18 protein-coding genes are annotated in these 20,760 nt (G+C 57.9%); 11 read left to right on the top strand and 7 right to left on the bottom strand.

What is annotated here, in order from left to right; genetic code table 11:
• Positions 1-11 precede the first annotated feature (11 nt).
• The 8 genes from FQB27_RS10720 to nagA all read left to right on the top strand — a co-directional run bounded on the left by FQB27_RS10720 (position 12) and on the right by nagA (position 10,872).
• Positions 12-317 carry an STAS domain-containing protein gene (locus FQB27_RS10720; RefSeq protein ID WP_169561050.1) on the top strand — a complete coding sequence of 102 codons (306 nt, stop codon included), beginning with the start codon at positions 12-14 and terminating at the stop codon, positions 315-317.
• Between the two features lie 13 nt (positions 318-330).
• Positions 331-1,557 (top strand): PP2C family protein-serine/threonine phosphatase, encoded by a 1,227-nt coding sequence (locus FQB27_RS10715; protein ID WP_169561049.1) that lies wholly within the window; start codon positions 331-333, stop codon positions 1,555-1,557.
• The gene (locus FQB27_RS10710) at positions 1,554-2,462 is read left to right on the top strand and encodes an ATP-binding protein (protein WP_169561048.1); all 909 of its coding nucleotides are present in this window, start codon (positions 1,554-1,556) and stop codon (positions 2,460-2,462) included. The genes FQB27_RS10715 and FQB27_RS10710 overlap by 4 nt, the downstream gene beginning before the upstream one ends.
• Positions 2,456-6,244 carry an ATP-binding protein gene (locus tag FQB27_RS10705; protein ID WP_169561047.1) on the top strand — a complete coding sequence of 1,263 codons (3,789 nt, stop codon included), beginning with the start codon at positions 2,456-2,458 and terminating at the stop codon, positions 6,242-6,244. The genes FQB27_RS10710 and FQB27_RS10705 overlap by 7 nt, the downstream gene beginning before the upstream one ends.
• A gap of 161 nt (positions 6,245-6,405) precedes the next feature.
• Complete coding sequence (locus FQB27_RS10700; RefSeq protein ID WP_169561046.1) at positions 6,406-7,251, top strand: alpha/beta fold hydrolase; 846 nt, start codon at positions 6,406-6,408, stop codon at positions 7,249-7,251.
• Between the two features lie 11 nt (positions 7,252-7,262).
• The gene (locus tag FQB27_RS10695; protein ID WP_169561045.1) at positions 7,263-8,837 is read left to right on the top strand and encodes an alkaline phosphatase family protein; all 1,575 of its coding nucleotides are present in this window, start codon (positions 7,263-7,265) and stop codon (positions 8,835-8,837) included.
• A gap of 2 nt (positions 8,838-8,839) precedes the next feature.
• Positions 8,840-9,751, top strand: a complete 912-nt coding sequence (locus tag FQB27_RS10690; RefSeq protein WP_169561044.1) for a glucosamine kinase nucleotide-binding domain-containing protein — start codon at positions 8,840-8,842, stop codon at positions 9,749-9,751.
• Positions 9,748-10,872, top strand: coding sequence for an N-acetylglucosamine-6-phosphate deacetylase (gene nagA / locus FQB27_RS10685; RefSeq protein ID WP_169561043.1), 1,125 nt, complete (start codon positions 9,748-9,750; stop codon positions 10,870-10,872). Before FQB27_RS10690 ends, nagA begins: the two co-directional genes overlap by 4 nt.
• On the opposite strand, the gene FQB27_RS10680 is transcribed toward nagA, so the two are convergent.
• The 6 genes from FQB27_RS10680 to FQB27_RS10655 all read right to left on the bottom strand — a co-directional run bounded on the left by FQB27_RS10680 (position 10,850) and on the right by FQB27_RS10655 (position 16,681).
• The gene (locus FQB27_RS10680) at positions 10,850-11,398 is read right to left on the bottom strand and encodes a VOC family protein (RefSeq protein WP_169561042.1); all 549 of its coding nucleotides are present in this window, start codon (positions 11,396-11,398) and stop codon (positions 10,850-10,852) included. The genes nagA and FQB27_RS10680 overlap by 23 nt on opposite strands.
• A 94-nt stretch (positions 11,399-11,492) precedes the next feature.
• Positions 11,493-11,864 (bottom strand): Hpt domain-containing protein, encoded by a 372-nt coding sequence (locus FQB27_RS10675; protein ID WP_169561041.1) that lies wholly within the window; start codon positions 11,862-11,864, stop codon positions 11,493-11,495.
• A 143-nt stretch (positions 11,865-12,007) separates the two neighbouring features.
• Complete coding sequence (locus FQB27_RS10670) at positions 12,008-13,627, bottom strand: GMC family oxidoreductase (protein ID WP_169561040.1); 1,620 nt, start codon at positions 13,625-13,627, stop codon at positions 12,008-12,010.
• 187 nt (positions 13,628-13,814) lie between these two features.
• Entirely contained in the window at positions 13,815-14,612 is a 798-nt protein-coding gene (locus FQB27_RS10665; protein WP_169561039.1) for a helix-turn-helix transcriptional regulator, read from the bottom strand.
• Between the two features lie 158 nt (positions 14,613-14,770).
• The gene (locus tag FQB27_RS10660; RefSeq protein ID WP_169561038.1) at positions 14,771-15,508 is read right to left on the bottom strand and encodes a tetratricopeptide repeat protein; all 738 of its coding nucleotides are present in this window, start codon (positions 15,506-15,508) and stop codon (positions 14,771-14,773) included.
• Between the two features lie 60 nt (positions 15,509-15,568).
• Positions 15,569-16,681: an AfsR/SARP family transcriptional regulator gene (locus FQB27_RS10655; RefSeq protein WP_169561037.1), complete on the bottom strand. Its 1,113-nt coding sequence runs from the start codon at positions 16,679-16,681 to the stop codon at positions 15,569-15,571.
• Positions 16,682-17,165: 484 nt separating this feature from the next.
• Between FQB27_RS10655 and FQB27_RS10650 the strand changes: the two genes are divergently transcribed.
• The gene (locus FQB27_RS10650; RefSeq protein ID WP_169561036.1) at positions 17,166-17,633 is read left to right on the top strand and encodes a hypothetical protein; all 468 of its coding nucleotides are present in this window, start codon (positions 17,166-17,168) and stop codon (positions 17,631-17,633) included.
• Between the two features lie 205 nt (positions 17,634-17,838).
• Here the strand turns inward: FQB27_RS10650 and FQB27_RS10645 are convergent, their stop codons facing one another.
• Positions 17,839-18,462, bottom strand: a complete 624-nt coding sequence (locus FQB27_RS10645; protein ID WP_169561035.1) for a response regulator transcription factor — start codon at positions 18,460-18,462, stop codon at positions 17,839-17,841.
• A gap of 177 nt (positions 18,463-18,639) precedes the next feature.
• Here FQB27_RS10645 and FQB27_RS10640 point away from each other — a divergent pair, with 177 nt between their 5' ends.
• Positions 18,640-19,656: a lipid A deacylase LpxR family protein gene (locus tag FQB27_RS10640; RefSeq protein WP_169561034.1), complete on the top strand. Its 1,017-nt coding sequence runs from the start codon at positions 18,640-18,642 to the stop codon at positions 19,654-19,656.
• A gap of 112 nt (positions 19,657-19,768) precedes the next feature.
• Positions 19,769-20,695, top strand: a complete 927-nt coding sequence (locus FQB27_RS10635) for a D-amino acid aminotransferase (protein ID WP_169561033.1) — start codon at positions 19,769-19,771, stop codon at positions 20,693-20,695.
• Positions 20,696-20,760: the final 65 nt, after the last annotated feature.

Genomic DNA, 20,760 nt, shown 5'->3' with positions numbered 1-20,760 from the left:
CGGAAAAGACCATGCGAAACCACACCTCCAATGACAACGGCATTCTGAACATCACCCTGTCGGACCGCCTGACCTTTGAGGATCACGAGGCCTTCCGGCGGCTTCTGACCCTGATCGAGCAGCGGTCCAGCCTGCGCTGTGTCATCGACCTGAAGAATGTGACGGCCATCGATTCCGCCGGTCTTGGCCTGCTGATGATCGCTTTTGAAACCGCCGAGAAAGCCGGGGTCGAGTTCTGCCTGAAATCACCGGAAGGGCAGGTCGCCCGGCTGCTTGAGATTTCCGAATTCGACAAGGTCATGACGATCCTGAACTGAAGGCTGTTCCCTCATGCGCTTTCCCGACCCAAGACCGTCCCCCACCCTCCTGTCCAGCCGGACCGGCATGGATATCAGCCATGCGCGGATCCTGATTGTGGACGACTCGCCCCTGATCCGGGAGTTGATCGGCGCCTGTCTGCAAACGGAAGGATACCGGAATATCGGTTATGCCGAAAATGGTCAGGATGCGCTGGATGTGATTGAGGAAACGGAGCCGGACCTCATCATTCTGGACCTTGAAATGCCGGTCATGGACGGTTTTACCCTGTGCCAGAAGCTCCGTTCAAAGGACGCCACACGCGACATTCCCATTCTGGTGGAAAGCGGCCTTGATTCCGCCACCGACATCACACGGGCCTTTGAATATGGCGCCAGCGACATGATTGCCAAGCCCATCAAGAAATACGAGATCACTGCCCGCACCCGTGTCCATCTGGAGCACCATTTCTTTGTCCGCGCCCTGACCGATTATCACAATCGGGTGGCCAGCGAACTGGAACAGGCCCGCCACCTGCAATTCGATCTTTGCCCCTCTGACGATGATCTGGCCCTGCTGGAACATCGCTATGGGGTCCGCATCCGCTCCCGCTATGAACCGTCCTCGGAACTGGGCGGCGACATCTGGGGCGTCCTGCCCGTCTCGGACAGCCAACTGGCTTTCTATATTGCCGATTTTTCCGGGCATGGGGTTGCCGCCGCCCTGAACACCTTTCGCCTGCAAACCTGTCTGGCCACCCTGTCCGGTCATTATGACAGGCCCGCCGTCCTTCTGAACCGGTTGAACACGTTCCTCTATCGCATCCTGAAATCCGGCAGCTACGCCACCATGCTGTTTGCCTGTCTTGATCTGGAAGCGGGCCTTATCCGGTTTGCCGGGGCCGGGTCCCAGCCCCCGCTTCATATGGGGAACCAGCCCCCCGCTTCCCTGCAATTCTGCAACTCGCACGGGATGCCCCTCGGTCTCCGGCCGGATTGGGAGTATCAGGAATATACCGTTCCGTTCGACCCTGACATGCAATTCATGCTCTATAGCGACGCCCTGATCGAGGTCGAGGACAGCACTGGCGCCCATCTCGGGGAAAGCGGCCTGTGTCTTGACATGCAAGACATCCTTGCCGGACCGGAACGGGCGGACCCGGTCAAGGCACTGGCCGGGCGTTTTGCCTCCCGGCTTGGCTCTCAAGCACCGGATGACCTGACAATTTTCCTGATTGCCCGCACAGGGAGGGACGCATGACCATGCCCGTTGCCCCTGCCCTGATCCTGTGTGACGACACCAGCCCCCTGCAGGCCTGCAAGGGCAGCCACGATTTGTCCCTTCCCTGTCTGGTCTTGCCGTTGGATCATCCGGTTTCTGCAGCGGATTTGCCCCCCGACGGTTTTTCCTTGCTGCTTTGCGATCTGGCCGATGCCCGGCCGCCCGATCAGGCTGCCCTTCTGTCCCTGCTGCACCTCAGGCAATGCGACAAGGCGGCCGTTATTGTCCTCTACCGGAAAGAGGCCCGGCGTCATCTTGCGCCCGCCATCCGGGAAAAGGCCCATCTTCTACTGCCCCGCCCGCTCGCCACGGAACGGCTGATGGCGATTGTCCACTTTTATCGCCACCGCACCCTCGGCCAACACCAAAAGATTGAGGATTTACAATCCTGCCTTGCCGGTTTCGATCTGGTCGAAAAAAGCCGCTTTCTGTTCTCGACGCTGGAACAGGCCAAGTCACTGGCCCTTCTTCTGGCCACCCAATGCCCGCGCCGGATGGATGCGGAAATGGGGTTGCTGGAACTGCTGGTCAACGCGGTCGAGCATGGCAATCTTGGCATTTCCTTTGATGAAAAAAGCCGCCTTCTGAGAGAGGGCCGCTGGCATCAGGAAATCCGGGATCGGCTCAGCCTGCCCCGCTATGCGGGCAGAACGGCCAGTGTTCTTATGGAACGCCTTTCCGACCGGATCGAATTTCACATTGCCGACGAGGGGGACGGCTTTGATATCGACCATCACCTGAACGACAAAATAACCGATCGGACCCGCCCCAGTGGCCGGGGCATCCAACTGGCCCGGGACCTCTATTTCGACCGGCTGGAATATCTGGGATCAGGCAATCGGGTCCGGGCAACCATGTATTTGCAGGGGTGTCCAGAATGTTGAGTTCCAAAAAACAGAATTTTCATCCCGCCGGGGTTCGGCTAACCGGAAAATCAATCCGTACCGCTCTGCCCTTTGTCATCATGACCGGCCTTGTGATGATGCAATATGTCCTGTTCCTGCTTCCCGATTGGTACGAGACAGGCAGCTTCATCCTGCCCCTGTCCGCCCTGACCGTGATCATCAGCCTGATCATCAGCGGGGCGGCCCTGTCCTTTTACCGTCATGATGGACAACCGCTGCTGATTGTCATCAGCATGATGCTGCTGGGCATTGCACTGACAAGCCTGCTGTCCCTGCTGTCCCACATCCTTCCCGGCATCCTTGGCCTTGCCCTGCCACCCTCCCTGTACCGGGCGGCGGCAACCATGGCCGGGTGCCTGTTTCTGGGGTTGCTCATGGGGCTGACCATCCTTGAGGAATACAACCTCCTGACACTGCCGCCGGCGCTGCGCTCCCTGCCGGGCCGGTTAATCGGCCTTGGGGTTGTTCTGCCCGTCCTTCTGGTCGGGATTTTCTGGATTATTGCCACCTGGCTTCCCGCCGATATCCGCTCACAAGTCGGTCAGGCGGTCCATCTTGTCGCCCTGTTCCTGTTGCTGGCGGCCCTGCTCTATCTTGGTCTTCGGCAGGGCGCGTCCGAGGCCGGAGCCGAATTCTGGCTGATCTTTTTTCTGGCGGCCCATCTGATCCTGACCCTGCAAACGGTCCTGACCCCGTCCCTGCTTTCCGACGCGGGCCTGTTCAAGGTAGAGCTGTACCGCACCGCAAGCCTGCTGATCCTGATGAGCGGCCTGCTCTACCGCGCCTTGCAGGTCATGCAAAAGGAAAGCCGCCTCAACAAATCCATTCAGGAACATAACAAGGGGGTCGAACTTCTTTATACCGGAACGCTGATTGCCGCCAATTCCGACAATTTCGACAACGCCATCCGGGTCTGCCTCGACAAGATGTGCCAGATCGGCGGCTGGTCCCTCGGACATTTGTATATCCTGAAAGAAGAGGACCGGATCGAGCATTACTGGGCCTCGTCCAATGCGTTCGCCTATGCCCCCTTCGTGGCGGCGATGGAAAATACCCCCCTTGAATACGGCGTCGGGTTTGCCGGTTGTATCTGGGAGGATGCAACCCCGAACCATATCGATAACCTGTCCGATGCCACCGGGTTCGACAACCGGGACGAAGCCGTAAAATGCGGCCTGAAATCGGTTCTGGCGGTCCCCATTCAGGTGAACGGCACCCTTCTCGCAATCATGGAGGTTTACCGGACCCGGACGGGTTTGCCGGGGGAACTGTTTCTTGGCATAACCCATGCCATCGCCGAACAGCTTTCGAACCTGTATATCCGCGAAACCAGAAAGCGGGAATTGAAGCGGGGGGAAACCCTGCTTATGGAACTTTTTGACAGTTTTCCGGGGGCACTTGCCATATTCGATCGGAACGACCGGTTGGCCCTGTTCAATCAGGCCTTTACCAACCATCACCGGAAAATCATCAACCAGATCCATGTGGGGACGGAATATGGCGAAATGATCACCGCCCTTGCCTATAGCGGCAACCTTGTGGAGGCCATTGGCCGGGAACAGGAATGGGTGGAACAGGAAATGGCCCGCCACACATCCGGTTTCATCGGGGTTGAGCGGGAACTGTCCGGTGGCCGCTATGTGCGCAGCAGCGAAATCAGAATGGCAACCAGTGGCACCATCAGTCTGTGGCATGACATTACGGAAACCAAACGGAACGAACAGAAACTGGTCAAGGCCGGAAACATCCTGAAAACATCCCTGTCCGGTTTTCCCGGCGCCATCTGCGTCTTTGATGAAACCTTTCATCTGGTGGCCGCCAACACCCCTTTCTATACCTTGCTGGATATCTCCAACCTGAAAATTGGCGAAGGAACCAGTTTTCAGGATTTCCTCACATGGCTGCGCGCCAACAAGGGCGATGAAAAAGAATTCCGCACCGCCGTCACCGACCTGCAGCTTCTTGTTCTTCGCGAAACAGCGCCCCGCACGATGGAGAATATCCAGTTTCAAAAACAGCAACTCGACCTTCATATTGCGCCGGTTCCGGGGGGCGGCTTTGTGCTCAGCGCCGTGGACGTGACAAAAAGACAGCGCCAGAAAACCGACCTTGCCGGGGAACGGGATGCCGCCCGGGAACTCAGTCAGGCCAAATCGGATTTTCTGGCGGTCATGAGCCATGAAATCAGAACCCCCATGAACGGCATCATGACCTCCATCGACCTGATGCAGACAACCGGGTTGGATGAAGACCAGTCCCGCTACACCAAAATTATCAAAAGCTCTGCCCGGACCCTGATGACCCTGCTGGATGACGTTCTGGACCTGTCCCGGATCGAGGCCCGCCAGATCGACCTTGATCCGGTGGATTTCAATCTGAAGACCTTTCTTGCCGACCTCAACGGGGACTGGATGGTACAGGCAGGGGCCGTCAATCTTGACCTTGATCTTGATATTCGCCCCGGCATTCCCGAACTTGTCCGAGCCGATCCGAAACGGCTTCGGCAGGTCTTGGACAATCTAATATCCAATGCGGTGAAATTTACCCGCGAAGGCACCGTCACCATCCGGGCTCTGCCCTCCCCCTCTGCAATACCGCAGGCCGGGGCGCACGCCTATGGCAAGTCCCGTGTGCGTTTCGAAATTCAGGATACCGGCCCCGGCATCGGGCCTGCCAACCGGGACAGACTGTTCCGTAAATTCCTGAAGGCCGACCTTTCCACCACCCGCTCTCACGGCGGGACCGGCATTGGCCTGTCCATCTGCAAGGCATTGGTCAACCGCATGGGCGGTGAAATCGGTGTGGACAGTGCCCTTGGCGCCGGGGCCACCTTCTGGGTGGAGTTGGACCTGCCCGCCGGATCAATGGACAGGGTCGTGGATCTGAAAGGACAGACCCGCCCGCTTGCCTCGCCCGGCGAGTATCGAGGCCCGCCCCTGTCCATTCTGGTGGCAGAGGACCACACCACCAATCAGGCTGTCATTCAGGAGGTCCTCACCAAATGGGGGCACGAGGTCCGGTTTGCCAATAATGGCGAGGAAGCGGTCATTGCCGTGGCCAACGGGGCGTTCGATCTGGTGATCATGGATATCCATATGCCCGTCATGGATGGATATGAGGCAACACGGGAAATCCGCGCCCTGCCGGGGTCCCTCGGCAAAACACCGATCATCGCCCTGACGGCAAACGCGCTGGCGGAAACCCGCGGTAAATGTATCGGGGCGGGGATGAACAACTATATCACCAAGCCGTTCGAGCCTTGGGAACTTCGCGACACGCTGCTGTCCCTCGGCGGCGGCAAGACTACATCGCTGCCCCAAACCAATGACAGGGATGATCGTCCGGCACAGGACAATCCATCTGCCAAACGGCCTGACGCGCCCCGGACCGCCCCCAAAATGGCCAAGGCCCCCATCCTCAATCAGGACACCATCAATGAACTCTGTGAAATGCTGGGCCATAAGGTCGTGGGACAGCTTATCGACAAGATGCAGGGCCAGTTTGAAACCCAGCGCAGTGATATCCTGCTCTCCCTTGAACAGCAGAATATCCGCGATCTTTCCGATCAGGTGCACATGCTGAAAAGCAATTTCGGCCAGTTCGGGCTGGATACCGCCGCCTATCTGGCCATCAACACGGAAACCCTTCTGAAATCGGGCCGGCACGAGGAAGCCATGGGACTGGTCCCGACCCTGCTTGAAAAATGTGACGAGGCAATGGATGCCCTGCAAAACTGGTTCGCCCGGCACCGGGTTCACTAAGCGGCCTCTCCCTCTGCTTTGCCCCTGCTCCTGCCCATGCCCCTACTCCGGCCCATGCCCCTACTCCGGCCCCGGCTTGACCCGGCCAATCCCGCCCTTGTCATTTTCCGGCAAGACTGTCACTGTGGCCCTTATCAGTTTTTTATCAGTCAAGTAACATCATGCCGGAAACCATTGAAACACCGTCTGGATTGCAATCCGGATTTGCCGATCTCGGGACACATCGCCTGTTTTACAAGCTGCAGGGCAACGGCCCCCGCCTGTTGCTGATCACCGGGACCAATTCCGACACCCGCCATCAACCCAGCATCTATGACGCGCCGGGGGCGGGTCGGTTTTCCCTGCTGAATTTCGATCATCGCGGTATGGGGCAATCCACCAGCCCAACCGAAGACCCGTCCATGGAAAGCTATGCCGACGATATAGCCCGCCTGCTGGATCATGTGGGGTGGGACAGTGCCGCCGTGATGGGGATCAGTTTCGGCGGAATGGTGGCCCAGCATTTTGCCCTTCGCCATCCCGAACGGGTGAAGCGGCTTGTTCTGTGCTGCACCAGTTCCGGCGGCGCGGGCGGCGCGTCCTATCCGCTGCATGAACTCCAACATCTGAGCGCGGAAGGATACGCCGCCACCATCATGAAGCTGATGAACGTGACCCACACCGACGAATGGCAGGCGAAATACCCGGCACGGGCCCGCCAGACCTTCGATTATTACTATCAGGGGGCCAATGCGGTCTTTAATGATCCGGTCAAGTTCGACGCCATGAAGAAGCAGTTTGCCGCACGGGCCAAACATGACCTCCATGACGCCCTGCGGGGGCTGGCGGTCCCCACATTGGTTGCGGCCGGGAAACATGACGGCGTTGCCCGGCCCGAAAATGCCGAGGCCCTTGCCGACGTCATTCCCGATGCCCGGCTGAAGATTTTCAATGGCGGGCATTTCTTCCTGCGGGAAGACCCCAAGGCCTGGCCCACCGTGTTCGGCTTTCTGGCCGGAGAACATTAAGGAGACACCAAATGGGCACTGTCCGAAACATCCTGTTTATCATGTGCGACCAGCTTCGATACGACTATCTGGGTTGCACGGGTCACCCAGGGATCAGGACACCCCATATTGATGCCCTCGCCAAACGCGGGGTGAATTTTTCCCATACCTTTGTTCAGGCCCCGGTCTGCGGCTCCTCGCGCATGTCTTTCTATACGGGGCGGTATGTGTTTTCCCATGGCGCCACCTATAACGGGGTGCCCCTCAATATCGGCGAACAGACCTTGGGCGACCACCTGCGGCGGGCCGGGATCACCACCGGCCTGATCGGCAAGACCCACATGGCCCCGGATCGGGACAACATGGGCCGTCTTGGCATTTCCCCCACCAGCAACGAAGGGGTGCTGGCCAGTCAATGCGGGTTTGAACCGTGGGAACGGGATGACGGCCTGCATCCCGATGAATTGACGGACCCGAACCTTGCCTATAACCGCTTTCTTCGGGAACAGGGATATGAAGGCGATAACCCGTGGCACACGGCAGCCAATTCGGGGCGGGATGCGGATGGCACCCTGCAAAGCGGCTGGTTCCTGCGCAACGCCCATCTTGCCGCCGAGGTTAAAGCGGAACATTCCGAAACCGCCTATATGACCAACCGAGCCATGGAAAAGGTTTCTGACCTTGGCGATCAACCGTGGTGCCTGCATCTCAGCTATATCAAGCCTCACTGGCCCTATATGGCTCCGGCCCCGTATCACGCGATGTATGGCAAACAGGATATTCTTCCCGCCAACCGGACCGATGCGGAAAAGGCGGCACCGCATCCCGTCGTTCAGGCCTTCATGGCGCATGAGGAAAGCCGGAATTTCTCGGACGAGGCCAAACGCCGCCATGTCATACCCGCCTATATGGGTCTGATCAGCGAAATTGATGACAATATCGGCCGTCTCATGGCGTTTCTGGATCAACAGGGCCGCCTGGATGACACCCTGATTGTGTTTACCAGTGATCACGGGGATTATCTTGGCGATCACTGGCTGGGGGAAAAGGAACTGTTCCACGAGGAAAGCGTCCGCATCCCCCTGATTGTTGTGGACCCGTCCGCCGCCGCCGATGCAACCCGCGGCACCACGGACCCCCGACTGGTGGAGGCCATCGATCTGGTCCCCACCTTCACCGATTATGCGAACCTTCCCGATCAACCCCACCTGCTGGAGGGGCGGTCCCTTCGTCCGCTGATACAGGGCGAGGATGTTCCCATCTGGCGAAGCGCGGTTTTCAGCGAGGTGGATTATGCGTGGCGCGGGGCGCGTTTGTCCCTTGGCCTGCAACCGGATCAGACCCGCGCCTATATGGTTCGCAGTGATCAGTGGAAATATATTTCCTTTGACGGTTTCATGCCGCAATTGTTCGATTTGCAGGCCGACCCCCATGAACAGCAGGACCTTGGGGTTGATCCTGCCTATGGGACCATTCGCGAGGCGTTCGAAGCAGAGCTTTCCCGCTGGATCAGGGCACGAAAAACCCGTATTACCGTTTCCCATGAACAGATCGAGCAGAAAACCGACAATGCCCGCGACCGGGGAATTTACTTCGGGGTATGGTGACAATGACTGATACCGGGACACAGGCCCCGGCCCTGCTTGCCGCTGATTGCGGCGGCACCACCTGCCGTGTTGCCCTGTTTGATGCCGGCGGCGCCCTCCTTGGCACCGGGATTTCCGGCCCCGCCAACATCACCCTTGGCGGGCCTGCCCTGATGCAATCGTTGATGAGCGCAACCGGCACGGCCCTGAAACAGGCAGGAATTAAGGATTATCCGCTTGAAAATCTTGCCCTGTCGGCGGGGATTGCCGGTCTGGTGACGGACGCCGCCCGCACCACCTTGCGGGATTTATCCCACCCCTTCCGCCATCTTGTCGCCCATACCGATGCGGCAACCGCGCTGCTGGGCGCCCATGACGGCGGGGACGGCGCGATCCTGATTACCGGCACCGGGTCGTGTGGTTTTGGCCTGCAGGAAGGGGCTTTTTTCAGCATCGGTGGATGGGGGCCGAAAATCTCCGATCAGGGGAGCGGTGCCCGCCTTGGCATGAGCGCCGCCCGCCGCGCCCTTAAAGGGGCAGAAGATATTATGCCCGCCACCCCCTATACCCGTGCTGTCATGGCGGAACTGGGGGGATCTGCAGAGGCCGCCTATCTTTGGGCCGAGACGGCAACCCCTGCGGATTTTGCCGCGCTGGCCCCGCTCACCTTCGATTTTGCGCGCCGCCGGGATGTGGTCGCCCTCACCCTTCTTGGGCAGATTGCCGATGATATTGAGCAGATGATTGAGGCCCTTAAAAGCCGGAGCTGCCAGCGTATCAGCCATCTTGGCGGGTTGGCCGCGCCCATAGCCCCATTTTTGAGCGCCGAGGTCCGCGCCCTGCTCTCGCCGCCGATGGGGGATGCCCTTCAGGGCGCAAAGCGGATGTATGAAAACCGGCTTTGGGATGTTGAAAATATAAGGAATGCCCCATGAAAGCAGTGACCGCACAGCATATCCTGCAAGACGGACAGTGGCGGAAAGACACCGCCCTTCTGGTATCCAGTGGGCGTATTGCCGATGTTGTTGCCCTGCAGGACATTCCCGCCGAAACGCCTTGTCAGGATTTCGGACCCGGTTTTCTGGCGCCCGGTTTCTTTGACGTTCAGGTCAATGGCGGCGGCGGTGTCCTTCTGAATGATCGGCCGGACCCGGATGGCATTCGCACCGTGGCAAACGCGCACCGGAAACACGGCACAACCTCCCTTCTGCCCACGTTGATCACCGATTGCTGGGACGTGATGCAGCGCATGGCCGACGCCATTTGCGAAGCCCGCCAGCAAGGCATTCCCGGTATTCGCGGGGTGCATTTTGAAGGCCCCTACCTGAACCCGGATCGCAAGGGGGTGCATGACCCCGCCCATATCCGGGCGTTCGAGGAAAAATTCATTGATCTGATTTCCGCCCCGGACCTTGGGGCGGTTCTGGTGACACTGGCGCCGGAAAAAGCCGCGCCGGACTTCATCGGCGCCCTTGTGGCAGCAGGTGCCACGGTCGCGGCGGGCCATACCAACGCCACCTATGAGCAGACCCGCGCCGCCATGCAGGCCGGCCTGACCGGCTTTACCCATCTCTATAATGCCATGCCGCCCTTTCTGTCCCGCGAGCCCGGTGTGATTGGCGCTGCCCTTGAAAGTGACGCCGGGTTTTGCGGCCTGATCGTGGACGGGTTTCATGTTCATGCCGCCACCCTGAAGGCGGCGATCCGCGCGAAATCCGCCTCCCGCATGATGCTGGTGACCGATGCCATGCCGCCTGCCGGGTCAAACTTGAAAACCTTCCGCCTTGGCGGGCAGGAAATCCATGTGTCGAACGGGCGCTGCCACACGGCGGATGGCACCCTTGCCGGTTCCAGCCTGACCATGGACGAAGCCGTCTGGAATGCCTGTGATATGCTGCAGGCCTCGCTTGCCGAAGCGGTGATAATGGCCAGCGCCACCCCCGCGGCCTTCATGGGCCTTGATCACCAGATCGGTCAGTTGAAACCCGGCCTTGCAGCGGACATCCTGTTTATGCCTGAGGGCGAGCGGAGGGTCATTCCCGTAGAACCGGCTTGACCGATCCGTCATGCATCCATTTGGCATGGGCCGGGGCATGTTTTGTCTGGGACCATTCATCCAGCATGGCCCATTTCACCTCGTCCAGTTTTTCGTGCATCTCGGGCGTATCTGAATTGGCGGCCAGTTCAAGGCGGTGCCCATTGGGATCAAAGAAGTAAATGGACTGGAACAGGGTGTGATTGATCGGCCCGATCACCAGAATGCCATCCTCTTCCAGTCGTTTCTTGGTTTCCATCAGGTCTTTCATGGACGACACCTGCAAGGCCAGATGCTGGACCCAGCCGGGGGTGTTGGGATCGCGGCCCATGGCCGGGGAATTGGGAAGCTCGAAAAATGCCAACACATTGCCATTTCCCGCATCCAGAAACACATGCATATAGGGATCAGGCTCCCCGGTGGAAGGCACCCGGTCCTCTGCAATGGCCAGGATAAAATCCATATTCAGGTATTTCACATACCAGTCAACGGTCTCCCTCGCATCCCTGCATCGATACGCCACATGGTGAATTCGTTCTATTTTCATGGACAGTCTCCGTCTTGATGCCGTCTGTTGTCCAAGGCGGAACGTTCCTGCTCCTATAGATTTAGATCACCCGTCGCTTATCCTCAAAATCTTTTCAGGCGAGGTCCTTTTCCAGAACCTCCCGAAGCCATTGAAGGGTCTCCTCCCCGACCTGCTCCACCGTCTTGAAAAGGGCTGGAAGGACATCCGGGTCCGCGGCATTCTTTTCAAGCTCCGCCACCACGGCGGCCAGTTTGCGGCTTTGGACGGAATAACACGCCCCTTTCAGGGCATGAGCCGCCGAGCGGACCCGCGCCAGATCATGGGCCTCGATCGCATCGCGGATCACGTCAATTTCATGGGAAAAGGCGTCCGGCGCACTGCTCACCAGTGCCTGCGCCATTTCAAGACCGGCATGATCGGCAAGGTTCTTCAGATAGGCCAGATCACCCACCGGCAAGGTCTTCCATTCAGCGCTCTGTCCCATCTCACACTTCCACGATCAAACAGGCCGGACAGAAAAACCGGCACAACCAGCAACGATATTTTGTCCTGTGTATCCAGTTTGTGCACGCGGGTCAAAGGTCTACTGCCCCCCTGCCCTGTTTCCGTCCATCGGTGCGACCGCTGTCACGCTTGCCGGGCGTCTTCCAAAATCATGTCCGCTGCCTTTTCGGCGATCATGATCACCGGTGAATTGGTATTGCCGGACGTAATGGTCGGCATGATCGACGCATCCACCACCCGCAGCCCGGCAAGGCCATGAACCCGGAGACGGGCATCCACCACGGCCATCGCATCCTCCCCCATCTTGCAGGTGCCAACCGGGTGAAAAATGGTGGTGCCGATATTGCCCGCCTCGCGCACAAGGTCGGCCTCCTCCGTGATATGGGCACCGGGCAGCATTTCTTCGGGCTGATAGGCGACGACGGCTTTTGCCTTCATAATCTGGCGGGTCAGTTGGATACTCTTGACCGCAACAGTTCGGTCCTGCTCTGCCGTCAGATAGCGGGGGCGAATGGCCGGGGGCGCGGCGGGATCGACAGATTTCAGATGGATGCTGCCCCGGCTTTCCGGCCGCAGGTTGCAGACCGAGGCCGTGATCGCCGGAAACGGATGCAGCGGATCGCCCAGCTTGTCCGTACTGAGCGGCTGGATATGATATTCCAGATCAGGGGTTTCCAACCGGGGGTCGCTTTTCGTGAAAATCCCCATTTGGCTGGGCGCCATGGATAGCGGCCCGGACCGGCGCAGGGCATATTGCAAACCCATTCTGACCTTACCCATCAGGCTGTTGGCCTGTTCGTTCAGGGTGATCGCGTTGGAGACCCGAAACACCGTTCGGATTTGCAGGTGATCCTGAAGATTTTCGCCCACACCCGGCAATTCGTGGGCCACTTCAACCCCGAATTCCTTCAGCACATCAGGCCGGCCAATCCCGGACAGTTCCAGGATTTTGGGGGAATTGACGGCCCCGGCGGCCAGAATAACCTCGCGCCCGGCCGTGGCCGTACAAGGCCGCCCCTTTTCCCGGAACCGAACGCCTGTGATCCTTTTCCCGTCCCGGATCAGGCTTTCCGTCAGGGCATGGGTCACAACGGTCAGGTTGGGCCGCCCCTCCACCGGATGCAGGAAGGCCTTCGATGTATTCCACCGCACGCCCGATTTCTGGTTAACCTCGAAATATCCCGACCCCTCATTGGTGCCGCTGTTGAAATCGTCGGTTTTGGGGATGCCGATTTCCTCGGCTGCATCGCGGAACCGGTCCAGAATTTCCCAAGACAGGCGCTGTTTTTCCACCTGCCATTCACCGCCCGTTCCATGCAAGGGCTTGTTCCCATCATGATAATTTTCGGATTTCGTGAAATAGGGAAGGACCTCCTCCCATCCCCAGCCGGGGTTGCCCATCTGCCGCCACTGGTCATAATCCCGCGCCTGCCCGCGCATGTAGATCATGCCATTGATGGACGAACAGCCGCCCAGAACCTTGCCCCGCGGATAGCCAAGCGCCCGGCCGTTCAGCCCCGCCTCCGGTTCCGTTGACATCATCCAGTCGGTTCGGGGGTTGCCCATACAGAACAGATACCCGATCGGAATATGTATCCAGTGATACCGGTCCCGCCCCCCGGCCTCCAACAGCAGAACACGGTTGGACGGGTCCTTCGACAACCGGTTGGCCAGCACACAGCCCGCCGACCCGGCACCGACAATAATGTAATCGAAGGCTCCCCAGTCCCGAATATCACTCATGATGCCGGTTCCTCCCCAGTCTTTTCATGTGGCAAACGCCTTTTTGGCAAGTAAACACCGGGGTATGCGTCTTGTCGACCTGTTTCTGTGATCAGGGGACAGGACCGAAACCGGCCAAAAAGAAAAAAAAAGGGCCTGCAAACGCAGGCCCAAGTCACCGCAAATTGGAGTATCTACTCAGTACCAACTACATGTAATTCAATGCCATCGACACCAGTTCCGATTGACGCGTCACCCCCATCTTGCTTTGGGCTGACTTGATCTGGTTCCGAATGGTAATCACGCTGACGCCTCTTTTCCGACCAATTTCCTCTGTGCTGGCCCCGGAGGCCAACTCCCCGACCACGGATGCCTCGGCCCGGCTGAGCCCGAAATAATTGACCAGTCTGCGGGCCTGTTCCGGTTGCCGTCCATTGGGGTCCCGGATCATCAGGGTCACATGGCCGTCCCCGTCCAGCCCTGTATCCCCTGATGTCAGGGCGTCCAGTTGATCGCGCCCCAGCATGGCAACCATGGGCCATTCATCGGCCTTGGGCAGAAGAAAGGAATCCTCCACGATCGTGCCGTCCGACCCGGCCTCGTCCCCCTGCGCCTCCAGATAGGCCTGTAGGCATTCCTGCGCCTTCTGATCCTTGCAATAAAGCCGCCCCCACTGATCAAGACCAACAACCGTTGCCTGCTCAAGATAGGTTTCCGCCTCCCTGTTGGCGAAAATCACGCGCCGGTCCGTATCCAGAATCAGAATGGCCGGGGTCAGGGTGTATAACACCCGAAGGGCCGCATTGTACAAGTCTGGCCGCCGGAAACGAAGTCCCCCCCGAAGCCCCGTTTCCTGATGTGCTGGCTTGCGTGCCGTTGCTGGTCCCGATTGCCGGGAAATTTCATTCCAGCGAATGACGTTATGACCGGCCCCCTGTCCGACATCATGGTCGGATTCGTAAGCATCCTGCCAATCTGTGCTATAATCATAACTCAAGTCATCCACGGCGAGTTCCCTTATACCCAGTGATATGATCAAGAGCGATTATACGGATTAGGGCGAATTGAAGCGTGAATGGAACGTCAAAGCGGGGAAGATTTTTTATTTTTCATGACCAAAACCCCATAAATCCGGAAAAAATCTGATAAAATGGCAGTTTTCCGCTATTCTTCGGACACCCCGGCCAGCCGCAATCCCTTTACATATTCCTCGGCTGTTTCCTCGTCCAGCGGGGGGTAGTTGGCCAGATGCCACTCCACCGAGAATTCAGGCTGAACCCCCTTCAACTTTTCAAGGATCGGCTCAACTTCCTCCTGTCGACCCAGATGGCCCAGACTGGAAATAAGCGGCCGATAACTGGCATAGAAATTGGGATTATTACGAAGCACCCGCAGCCCAACCTTGGCTGCCTCCTCATGCCAGCCACCCAGCATATAGGCGATGCAGCGGGCCGTATCGAAATAATAGGGATGCGGATCGAAGGGCATCATCTTGCGGCTTTTCGACAGCATCTCCAGCGCCTCTTCCGCCTTACCCATATAACAATGGGTGATGGCACTGAACCCCCAGGCATAGGCACAATAGAGATTGATCTTCAGGGCCCGGTCGAAATAATCCAGCGCGCTTTCAAAATCGTGATGGATGAAGGCCTCCAGATGACCGGCGATGGCCAGCGCCGTATCATTATAAGGGTCCAGTTCCAACGCCTTCAGGATCAGGCTGCTGATCTGCTCCCGGTCCGCTTCCGGGTTGTCTGAAAAGCCCTGCCCGATCTCCACGGATTTCAGGAAGGCAAACCATGAATATCCTTCGGACAGGTCAGGATCAAACGCCAATGTATCGCTCAGGATCTGGCCAGCCCCCTCGATGGCCCCGCGAGAGAATTTGAACATCTCTGTCACCGCCCGCCGGACCAGTTGCTGTTCCGTCAGTTTCTCCGGGTTCGGATGGTTGGCTTTTTCCTATTCCTTCAGTTCGATAAAGCGCATCATTTCAAGCGCCGCCGACATGGAAATGTCCGAATGCCCGGCCAGCAGATTACCGCCCTTAAGGTCCGCCCGCTTCATCCAGCAAATCTCGCCGCTGACCGTATCATAAAGCTGAACCAGCAGTTCCGCATGGCCGCCCCCTGTGTTCAGGGCACCGCGCACCGCGTAATGGGTATATCGGTCAAGCGATGGCTTCCCAAGGTCCAGCATGGGAAAGCGCAGATCGCTGGTGGTCTCGTTCTGGACCATCAACTGGCGGTTCTTGGTCAGGTTCTCGCAGATTGCCGCGGCGAAGGCACGGGCGGCAAAGCCGTGGATTTCATCTTTCGAAATGGCCGTGAAGGGATAGACCTCGACCTTCGGCTTCAATTTCAGCAAGCCGCCGGCCCCCGCCCGAATGATCCCGGCGGGCGCCGATTTCGTACCCTCTGTATAGGGGGTGCGGGCCTCGGCGGCCAGTGCCTGCGTTTCCGGCGATGGCTCCACCCCCAGTTCCTGCTCCAGCCGGGTCCGGCAGGTTTCATACTGACGGAGGGCCGAAGCCTTGTCATCCTCTCCCAGATATTTCAGGATCAGTCCCCGGTGGGCCGTTTCATTGATGGGGTCCAGCGCCAGAATAAAATCGGCAATCCGCTTGACCTGATCTTTCAGGGCCTGTTGACGCAGGGCGACGCCCAGATAGGCCTCCAGCGAGGCCAGCAGATCCCCCTCCCGGCGGCTTTTCTCAACCCGCACCCACTCCACATAAGGCTCTTCCGTGACGTCCAGACCGTCCAACATCCAGCCGGGTTGCCGCTCCACCAGTTTTTCCGCTTCCTCCAGCGAGAAACTTCTGGCGCAGCGCGAGGCGGCCCGGGCATCCACCCAGACCTGATCAAGATCAAGTTTCAGGAATTTGCTGTCAGCACTGAAGACATCCATGCGGGCCGCATCCAGAACCGTCTTTATCTCGCGAATGCTCTGGCGCAGGCTTGCCTTTGGATCGCGCCCCCCTTCCCACAGAAGATCGGCCGCCTGATTGCGGGTCAGCGTGCCAATACCGGACAGGGCCAGTCCTGCAATCAGGGCCTGGGTCTTGTCCCGCATGGGAGGGGCGAGTTGACCGGGTTTCAGCTCCCAGCGAAACTCACCGAAAAGAAACAACCTAGACTGCATGTGAAAAGCCTATTCGATGCACTGCAGATCCGTCATGATAAGTCCGCGTTTCCGATTCTCCACTTACCCTGCCGGTCACCCGGCAAGCCCTCCCAAACCTGTCGAAATGCCCGCAAATCGGTCCTTGTTACAGGACTTAACTTTTATATTACTCTTTTGTGGTTACTCATGTAAATAGAATATATATTAATTTTTTCTTATTTTAAAATACTCCTGTTCCGCCCCAATCGCGCAGTTGCCAAGCGTTTCCGCTCATTCCCCCAGCGCCCCGCCCCACCGTCTGTCGGCTGGTTTTTAGTCTCATGGTCCAAATGGATCATGACGAGGCCCGCTCGTATCCGTCATAGTCAGGGCCTCCTCATTCGCAAATTTCAGCGAAATAAGAGGTGGGCATGAAATAGGTAGGGTTACTTAGATGCCTCATAACCAGATACAAAAAGTCCGGTTCGACAATCGCGGTGATTTGTTGCGTATGGACGTAAGGCTTGAGTCGGATCAGCTTTGCACCTACGAAATCACCTCTCACGATGCGGACGGCCTTTTTCAGGGAACGGTTATGAAGGGGAATAACATCAACGACTCTGTCGACAGTTTCAACATTCCCACCAACACGGAAGAACTGGATCAGCGGGTGATTGGATGGCATTTCATTTTTGCAGCACCAAAAGGAGATGTTAAGCGTACCTTTCAGGCAACAATCGACTTCCACCAAGGGGATATTGGTCTTCTGGAGCAGCCCATATCCCTGTCTGGCGACTTACAATCCGAAAAGGTCATCATCGGATTCGCCAGATTTGTGGGACAGTCTGTACCGGCTGAATGCTCACCGATGGGGTATGATCGATTGACACCTGAACCCATACTTCAGAAAGACTCTGGTTAGATCGGATCCGGTTTGTTCCCCCGCGGCCGCCAGGTTGCGAGGAACTCAGTTAAGAAGGAACAACAAACAACCGGGTTTCGACATGTATCCCGCAGGTAGAGATTAGCGGCTCTGCCTGCGGTATTTTTTTGTCCGTCCGCGATATCCCGCAACACACACGACACAACGCATGTGACATAAGGCACGCTGTCAGTCCTTCGGTTAATTATCCCCGATAAAGATTGGCAAGCTGGGTCCGGTTCTTCGCATCCAGTCGCCGCATCAGGTTGGACACATGCACCTTGACGGTGCCGGGTGTGATCCCCAGATTTTCTGCGATCTGCCGGTTGGAATGGCCCAGCGACACTTCGCGAAGCACCTCGATCTGGCGCCGGGACAGGTCCTTGAAACCGGGATTGTCGTCCTCTGGTTCTTCCTCTTCATGGGTGCCATGAAGCAGGTCCAGCAATGCTGGCGGGAAATACCGTTCTCCGGCCAGGATCAGATTAACCACGGACTGCACCAGATGCCCGCCCGACTGTTTATAAACATATCCATGCCCCCCGGTTTCCACCACATGTTTCAGTTGGTGGTGGTCCTCATTATCCGTCATGAAGATAACCCGCGACCGATCGCACGCCTCGGCAAGGCGGGCTTTCATCTGGTCTGTAATCGGGGCATGATGACCAACGGACAGGAAAGCAAGGTCGAACTCGTCCTCAATCAGGTGCTCAATCGCCTCATGGATGCATCCAACGTCCCGAAAACCGATGTTGTGCAGCATATTGCTCAACATGAATTTCAGGCCGTCGCGAAATATATCTGCGGGGTCGGCAATGAGAATACGCATAAAGTCGGCTTTTGTTAATCTTGTCTCATTTAGTTAAGACTTTTCAATATTGTTGGGATGGTTAACAATTGACGTCAATTGTTTGACCTGACACACAAACTCCGTATTTTTCAACTAGACTGTAATTTATATGAAAAGTCAATGGGTTGACATTCCGCCGCCCCCGAAAGGAGTAAAATGTCCAGACAGCAACCAAAACCGGTCCTCACCGCCCTGACTGCGGGCATGCTGGGTCTCATGCTTGTCGGACCTACCACTTCCGTGCAGGCCGAAACCCGCGACAAAAAGGGTGTCCTTTCTGTTTCCTACGAAAATGATATCTTCGCCAATCAGGATAATGGCTATACCAACGGCGTCCGGCTGTCCTGGCTGTCCGCAGAAAGCGATGTTCCCGTATGGCTTGTGTCTGCGGCCAATTACCTGCCCTTTTTCGAGACCGGAGCGGTCAAGCGCTACAGCCTCTCCCTCGGCCAGAGCATGTACAGCCCCGACGATATCTCCATCCCGACCCTGCAGGAAAAGGACCGCCCCTATGCCGGTTGGCTCTATGGCAGTGTGGGGCTGATTTCCGATAGCGGCTCGCGGCTCGACAACCTGAAACTGACCCTTGGCATGGTCGGCCCTGCCTCCCTCGCCGAGCAAACCCAGACCTTCGTTCACGAAACCATCGGATCGACCATCCCCGAAGGCTGGGATCACCAGTTGAACAACGAGCCCGGCATCATCCTCACCTATGAGCGGAAATGGCGCGGCCTGTTTGAATATGAACCCTTCGGCTTTGGCGCCGACGTCACCCCCCATGTAGGGGCCAGTTTGGGGAATATCTTCACCCATGCCTCGGTGGGGGCAACCTTTCGTCTGGGCTATGATCTGCCGTCCGATTACGGGCCGCCCCGGATCAGGCCCAGCCTGCCCGGCTCCGACTTTTTCCGGCCCACCTCCACCCTTGGCGGATACCTGTTCGCCGGGGTCGAGGGGCGTGCCGTGGCCCGCAATATCTTTCTGGATGGCAACACCTTTTCAAACAGCCATTCCGTTGACAAATACCCGATCGTCGGCGAGGTACAGGCCGGGGTCGCCATCACCTATGGCAATACCCGCCTCGCCTATACCCATGTGCTGCGCAGCAAGGAATTTGTCGGCCAGAGCGGGCCGGAGGAATTTGGCGCCATCACCCTGTCCTTCCGGTTCTGATCCCGGCACGGTCCATCCATTTGCAGGATGGACCTTTTTTCCGCACTGGTTCACAATTCCCTGATAAAGAAAAACGATCCATACAGGGATCAACCGACAGGGAAAGTGCACCATGACACAACAGGACGTTCATCATTCCACCCATGCCGCCGAGATCGATGCCCGGAATGACAGCCTGAAGATTTATGTGAACGGGGACATTGTCCCGCGGGAGAAGGCCGTTGTCTCCGTGTATGACAGTGGCTTCATGCTGGGGGACGGCATCTGGGAGGGTATCCGGCTTTATAATGGTCGCTGGGCCTTTGTGGACGAACATCTGGACCGTCTATTCGGCGCGGCAAAAGCCATCGACCTCGACCTTGGGCTTGACCGGGCGGGGCTCCTTCAGGCGTTGGACGATACGGCGCGGGCCAACGGCATGACCGGCAATGTGCATGCCCGCCTGATGGTCACACGCGGCATCAAGGTCAAGCCGTTTCAGGATCCCCGGCTCAGCCAGTCCGGCCCCACAATCGTCATCATCATGGAGCATTCCACCCCCAGCAGCGCCCTTGTGGAGACGGGCATCCGCCTGCATACGGTGCCCGTTGTGCGCGGCCTGCCCATGTCGCAGGACCCGAAACTGAACTCTCATTCCAAGCTGAATTGCATTCTTGCGGGCATTCACGCCCAGAAAGCCGGCGCCGACGAGGCCCTGATGCTGGACCCCCACGGCTTCGTCAACACCACAAACGGCTGCAACTTCTTTATCGTCCGTGAGGGCGAGGTCTGGACCTCGACCGGGGATTACTGCATGAACGGCATCACCCGGAAAAAGGTCATCCAGCTTTGCCGCGATGAAGGCATTCCGGTTTTCGAGAAAAACTTCTCCCTGACCCAGACCTATGACGCCGACGAGGCCTTCATCACCGGCACCTTCGGGGCCCAGACACCGGTATCAGACATTGACGGGCGATCGATCGGGTCCGGCCGGATCGGCCCCATGACCCAAAAAATCCGCACCCTCTATCAGGACCTCATCACCCGCCACACGGCCTGATCCGGGCCGGGAGGCATGTTGAAAATGCCTCCCGGAACCAGTTGCAAGCCCTTGTTCCGCCTGCC

The sequence above is a fragment of the Sneathiella chinensis genome (assembly GCF_012720115.1).
In the GTDB taxonomy this organism is placed as follows: Bacteria; Pseudomonadota; Alphaproteobacteria; order Sneathiellales; family Sneathiellaceae; genus Sneathiella; species Sneathiella chinensis.
This window is presented reverse-complemented; position numbering and strand designations above follow the sequence as displayed.

Coding starts and splice junctions, on each gene's coding strand:
- FQB27_RS10720 (WP_169561050.1), top strand. CDS start 12: ATGCGAAACCACACCTCCAATGACAACGGCATTCTGAACATCACCCTG.
- FQB27_RS10715 (WP_169561049.1), top strand. CDS start 331: ATGCGCTTTCCCGACCCAAGACCGTCCCCCACCCTCCTGTCCAGCCGG.
- FQB27_RS10710 (WP_169561048.1), top strand. CDS start 1,554: ATGACCATGCCCGTTGCCCCTGCCCTGATCCTGTGTGACGACACCAGC.
- FQB27_RS10705 (WP_169561047.1), top strand. CDS start 2,456: ATGTTGAGTTCCAAAAAACAGAATTTTCATCCCGCCGGGGTTCGGCTA.
- FQB27_RS10700 (WP_169561046.1), top strand. CDS start 6,406: ATGCCGGAAACCATTGAAACACCGTCTGGATTGCAATCCGGATTTGCC.
- FQB27_RS10695 (WP_169561045.1), top strand. CDS start 7,263: ATGGGCACTGTCCGAAACATCCTGTTTATCATGTGCGACCAGCTTCGA.
- FQB27_RS10690 (WP_169561044.1), top strand. CDS start 8,840: ATGACTGATACCGGGACACAGGCCCCGGCCCTGCTTGCCGCTGATTGC.
- nagA (WP_169561043.1), top strand. CDS start 9,748: ATGAAAGCAGTGACCGCACAGCATATCCTGCAAGACGGACAGTGGCGG.
- FQB27_RS10680 (WP_169561042.1), bottom strand. CDS start 11,398: ATGAAAATAGAACGAATTCACCATGTGGCGTATCGATGCAGGGATGCG.
- FQB27_RS10675 (WP_169561041.1), bottom strand. CDS start 11,864: ATGGGACAGAGCGCTGAATGGAAGACCTTGCCGGTGGGTGATCTGGCC.
- FQB27_RS10670 (WP_169561040.1), bottom strand. CDS start 13,627: ATGAGTGATATTCGGGACTGGGGAGCCTTCGATTACATTATTGTCGGT.
- FQB27_RS10655 (WP_169561037.1), bottom strand. CDS start 16,681: ATGCGGGACAAGACCCAGGCCCTGATTGCAGGACTGGCCCTGTCCGGT.
- FQB27_RS10650 (WP_169561036.1), top strand. CDS start 17,166: ATGCCTCATAACCAGATACAAAAAGTCCGGTTCGACAATCGCGGTGAT.
- FQB27_RS10645 (WP_169561035.1), bottom strand. CDS start 18,462: ATGCGTATTCTCATTGCCGACCCCGCAGATATATTTCGCGACGGCCTG.
- FQB27_RS10640 (WP_169561034.1), top strand. CDS start 18,640: ATGTCCAGACAGCAACCAAAACCGGTCCTCACCGCCCTGACTGCGGGC.
- FQB27_RS10635 (WP_169561033.1), top strand. CDS start 19,769: ATGACACAACAGGACGTTCATCATTCCACCCATGCCGCCGAGATCGAT.